This is a genomic window from uncultured Campylobacter sp. (genome assembly GCF_938018035.1).
Classification (GTDB): domain Bacteria; phylum Campylobacterota; class Campylobacteria; order Campylobacterales; family Campylobacteraceae; genus Campylobacter_B.
This window is the reverse complement of record NZ_CALIJF010000049.1, coordinates 1-5,328: the sequence shown is the minus strand read 5'-3', so window position 1 is coordinate 5,328 and position 5,328 is coordinate 1. Positions and strand designations below refer to the sequence as shown.

Annotated in this window: 3 protein-coding genes; all 3 read left to right on the top strand. The window is 46.2% G+C overall.

Annotated features, from left to right (window positions below; translation table 11 throughout):
• Positions 1 to 29: 29 nt before the first annotated feature.
• Positions 30 to 614: a hypothetical protein gene (locus Q0257_RS01625; protein ID WP_298020745.1), complete on the top strand. Its 585-nt coding sequence runs from the start codon at positions 30 to 32 to the stop codon at positions 612 to 614.
• Positions 615 to 969: 355 nt separating this feature from the next.
• Positions 970 to 3,252, top strand: coding sequence for a 5-methyltetrahydropteroyltriglutamate--homocysteine S-methyltransferase (metE, locus tag Q0257_RS01620; protein ID WP_298020743.1), 2,283 nt, complete (start codon positions 970 to 972; stop codon positions 3,250 to 3,252).
• A 337-nt stretch (positions 3,253 to 3,589) separates the two neighbouring features.
• Positions 3,590 to 4,351: a hypothetical protein gene (locus Q0257_RS01615; protein WP_298020741.1), complete on the top strand. Its 762-nt coding sequence runs from the start codon at positions 3,590 to 3,592 to the stop codon at positions 4,349 to 4,351.
• The last annotated feature ends 977 nt before the right edge of the window (positions 4,352 to 5,328 follow it).

Below are 5,328 nucleotides of genomic sequence, written 5' to 3'. Positions count from 1 at the left end.
GAGATGAAATTTCACCCAAAGGAGTAAAGATGAGAAATTTAGTTGCAAGAGTAGCGCTTCTTAGCTCTTTAGCTGCAGTAAGCGCGATGGCGGAGGGGCTTTTCATAGGTGGCGAAGGCGGATATAATTTCAAAAACCAAGCTGCAGGTTTTGATGACGGACAGCCGCAAATCGGTGTTAAGGCAGGATATGACTTCGGCACGTTTAGGGCCTACGGCGGGTATTTTTACGGATTTAAGGGCGAGGATTCCAGCTCGAATGCCAATTCGAAAAGAAAGGTTAAATGGAGCACGCACGATTTCGTAGCCGGTGCGGATTTTACGCCGGAGCTTTTCGGTAGATTTAAGCTCGTCCTAGGCGCTTACGCTGGGCTTTCGGTGCTAGATACTGAAGTTAAAATAGACTATAGCAATGGCGGCTGGGTTAGAGCGGACGATACGCTGGGTGGCTTCATTTTGGGCGGCAAGATAGGTACCGCGTATGAGTTTGGCTCCAATAGCGAGATTGAAATGGGCTTTAAAGCAAGCAAGGCGTGGTACAAAGACGGCGATTATATCGAAGATAACGACGGTAAAAAATACGGCGTTTACGCAGGATATAATTATAAATTCTAAGAATTTTCATATTCGAGGCGTTGCACTGCTTTCATAGAGCCTTGATGCTCAGTGGCTTTGCGGTGTGTCAGGTAAGGCTAGCTTCGTCGCAAGGCTTTATTAAGTTTTAGTAGAATCTTGCGATGAGGTTTAAATTATGATGAATTTAACGTCTTCAAATTCCATCATCAAATTTTAACTCATAGAATTTCGTCGATAAAAATTCCATTTCAGATTTTATTGGCTAAATTCCACCCCTGCGCTTTTGGATAAAATTTCGTTCATTTTCGAGATTAGATTAAAATTTTAATGACGGCAAAAGAAATTTTAGATAAAATCAACACTTTCATACCAAAATTTTACTTAAAGGATAGAGATGAAGAGTTACGTTACGGGCTTTCCGCGTATCGGAGAGCAGCGCGAGTTAAAGAAGGCTTTGGAGAGCTATTGGGCGGGCAAGTGCGATTATGACGCGCTAGAGCGGGTCGCCGCAGAGCTAAAAGATCGTCACATCAAATATCAGCTGGATGCTTGGAGCGGCCTAATTAGCGTAAACGACTTTTCATACTACGATCTGATGCTCGATACCAGCGTGCTTTTCGGCGTGATCCCGCAGCGCTTTGCGGCTCTTTCGGCGCATGAGCAGTATTTTGCGATGGCGCGCGGCAGTAAGGACGCAGTCGCGATGGAGATGACGAAGTGGTTTAACACAAACTACCACTATATCGTGCCCGAGATCTCGGCGTATACGGAATTTAGCCTAAATCCTAGTAAAATTTTAAGCGAGTACAAGACCGCGAAGAATAACGATTTTAAGGATTCCTGCGCGCTAAAGATAAATTTAATCGGACCTATCACCTATCTTGCGCTTAGCAAATCAAGCGACAAAAGCGATCCGCTCGCGCATTTAGATGCCCTTACCGCGAAATACGAGGAACTGCTAATGCTTCTTAGCGAGCTTGATAGCGAGGTTATAGTTCAGATCGATGAGCCGATCTTCGTAACGGATCGCGCAGCGGAGTTGGCGCCAAAGATCACACCGATTTATCAGCGCCTAAGCAAGGCTGCAAGTAACGTAAAAATCATCTTTATGACTTATTTTGAGCATGCGACCGAGGCTGTGCGTGAGATAGTAAAGACCGATGTTTGGGCGATCGGGCTTGATTTTGTTTACGCAAGCGAAGAGAATATCAAAAAAGAGCTTCAAGCTTTAAAAGACGCTAAGACCGTGCTTTTCGCAGGCGTGATCGATGGGCGTAATATCTGGAAGAGCGACATCGACAAAAAGCTCGCTCAGCTCAAAGCCATCGAAGCTTACGTGCCTAAGGAGCGCATCTATGTGGGCACCTCCTGCTCGCTTTTGCACGTGCCTTTCACGCTAAAATATGAGGACAAGCTAAGCGCTGAGATTAGATCCTGGCTAAGTTTCGCAGTCGAAAAGCTAAGCGAAATTTCGATTTTGACCCATCTTTTCTTTGAAATTCCGATGTGCGAACACGGCATGAAGGCTTACGAACAGAATCAAAAATCCGCCAAAACTCGCGCTAGCTCGCCTCTAATTCACGATGAGCGAGTGCAAAGCCGTGCCGCAAATTTAAATAAATTCGAGCGCGCCGATCGCTACGAGGATCGCATCAAGGTGCAAAAAAAGGAGCTAGGCTATGGAATTTTACCTACCACTACGATCGGCTCCTTCCCTCAGACTGCAGAGCTTCGCCAAGTTCGCAACGCCTACAAAAAGGGCTTAATCAACCGCGAAGCTTACGAGTGCGACATCAAAGCTTACATCGACGACTGCGTTAAATTTCAAGATGAGATCGGTCTGGACGTGCTGGTTCACGGCGAGCCCGAGCGTAATGATATGGTCGAGTATTTCGGCGAGCAGATGAGCGGATACGCATTTAGTGCCAACGGCTGGGTGCAGAGCTACGGCAGCCGCTGCGTGAAACCGCCGCTACTTTTCGGCGACGTGAGCCGCCCAAAACCGATGACCGTGGAGTGGATCAAATACGCTCAAAGTCGCACCAAAAAGATCATGAAAGGCATGCTAACGGGACCTGTTACGATGATGAACTGGAGCTTCGTGCGCGACGATAAGCCTCGCGATCAGATCGTAAAACAGCTTGCGCTCGCGATTTTTGATGAAATTTCGGATCTGCAAGATGCGGGCATCAAGATCATTCAAGTGGATGAGGCGGCGTTTAAAGAGGGCTATCCGCTACGCGCGAAAAATATCCCTGCGTATGAAAAATTTGCCGTCAGCGCCTTTAAGCTCGCCGTTAGCGCAGCCAAAGCGCAGACGCAGATTCATACGCATATGTGCTATTCGGAGTTCAACGACATCATCAAGACGATCGAGGCGATGGATGCCGACGTCATCAGCATCGAGACCGCTCGCAGCGGCAACGAGCTGCTTAAAATTTTTAGATCGGTCGGCTACAAGCAGGAGGTCGGCCCCGGCGTTTACGACATCCACAGCCCGCGAATTCCTAGCGTACATGAGCTCGTAAGCCAGATCCGCGCGCTGCTTGAGGTGCTTCCGAAAGAGCAGCTGTGGATCAACCCGGACTGCGGCCTAAAAACTCGCAAATGGGAAGAGGTGGAGCCGAGCTTAAAAAATATGGTCGAAGCGGTTAGGATCATCCGCGCAGAGGCGTAAATTTCGCGCATAAAAGACTTTGCTGCCGGGCAAAACTCCACCCGGCACGGGCTTTATGGCTGGGTGGAATTTCATGGCCCAGCCGTTTTGCGATAAAATTCTATGCTAAATTCTATTTCAAATTTCAAGGCCCTATCGGCGCGGAATTTTAAAATTTCGCGCACGTTTATTTACGGGAGCGGGCGGCGGCTTTAACGCGCGCGGATCAAGCCAAAAGCTTTAGAAATTTTAAAATTTTACGTTTTTGGATTTAACGCCCCGCAGCTTATCTTCACGCTAATTTACCGTTTATTATTTTTATTCTTTTAAAATTCGACATTTTTTTCAAGGAGCAAAAATGAAAGTAAAAGTCTTTTTCGGCGCGGCTATTGCGGCGTTTGTGCTGTGCGGCTGCGGCGAGGATAACGTAAAGATCGTCAAAGAATACACGCTGCCGCAACAAAAATCCATGACTATCGGTAACGCAATCGACGGCTCTAGCGAGTGCAAGAAGGTATCTTGGCAGGATATCAGCGTCAAAAATAGCATCCAGGCGGTGAAGATGATTTGCGAGGTAAGCCCCGAAGTGCTAAAAGCGGAATTTGACAAGGCTAATGCGGCCTATGAGAAGGCATACGCTTCGGAGGCGGAAAGCAAAGAAAAGCGTTTTCAAAATAGCTTAAAATACGCGTCTGATAGTTATGAAAGGTTAAAAACGCAAAGTTCGCCGCAGTTTGATAAAGATGAAATTCTACAAATCGCGAATAAGTTTTGCAAATTTGACGAAGAAAAGAGCAAGAGTCTTTCATTCGGCTCTCAGGTCAAATGCGACTACGATGCCCTGCAAAAGGAGATCGCGGAGGTTTATAAGCTTAACGCGAATAATTGGAGTTATGCTAATTTTTTAAATTTAGTAAAAGATGTCGCCGCAAGCTCCCAAAGACCAGTGAATGTGCTATTTATCGACAAGCCCGTACGTATCACGTCGCGCCAGATAGAGATAAAATTCATCGTAAATACCGATAAGAGCGTCGATGTGGACCGAACTGCGATTATGATCGAAGATGGCAGCGCCAAAGAGATCGGAAGCGGAATTTTAAGAAAATTTTACAAAAGATAGCGTTTCAATTGCGTCGCGCCGCGAACGCTAGATCGACGCTCGGACAGATCCTGCGAGCGAGCGGTAGTACAAAATTTCAGCAGCAAGCTGCTGAAATTTTATTGCGCGGGGTTGAAAAACAGCGACGCGAAATTTTATCGTGCCCGCTTCGAGGACAGGTTGCCGAAGCCGCGTATTCCGACTAGGCCCTGCGCGATATGCAGAGCGTTTATTTCGAGTATGGACCGTTAAAACAGCTGCGCGAAATTTTACTTCGAGCGAGTATTAAAAGGTAGTATGAAATTTCACCACGTCTGCTTGGCAAGCATATTTGATAGCTGCTAAGTAATACGGCGATGTGAAATTTTGCGCGAGATTTACGGATTTCTCAGTTAGGCATGCGCGGGATCTTTTTAAAATGCGACGTAAAATTTCATCTCGACTACTAGCTTGGAATTTCATCGCAACTGCTCGCTTGCTTGAGGTGCGGAGCGTAAATTTTATCGCGATTGCCCTGAAGGCGGGCTAGGGCAAGCGATAAAATTTTAAAATTTTCGCAAATCAGTTCTTGCGCGCACAAACCTCGCTAGCCGAATAAAAAATGCTGGAATTTGCAATTTTACGCGGCGCTTTATGAACTGTTTACGCCGCTAGATTAGAATTGCAAAACGCGAGCTAAAGCCGGTATAGTTGCGCTAGAAATTTTAAATTGCAAATTAAAATTTACATTATCTCGTTAGAATGGCTAGGTTACGAAGCGAGATTCGGCTCTGCTAGGTTAAATTTCAGCTCAGACTAAAATCTATGTAGCCGCATTAAATTTACGGCTAATTTTGCCTAACGAGCTCGAATTTACGCTGCGCTAAAACTAGGCCCAGAGCCAAAATTTTACGATGCGAAGCTCATTGATTTTAACTTGTGCTTTTTGCAAGAAAGAGCGAGGCTAGCGTAAGGTGCGTTTGCGTTGATACAAAATTTTAAAAGGGGCTTTATGGCGG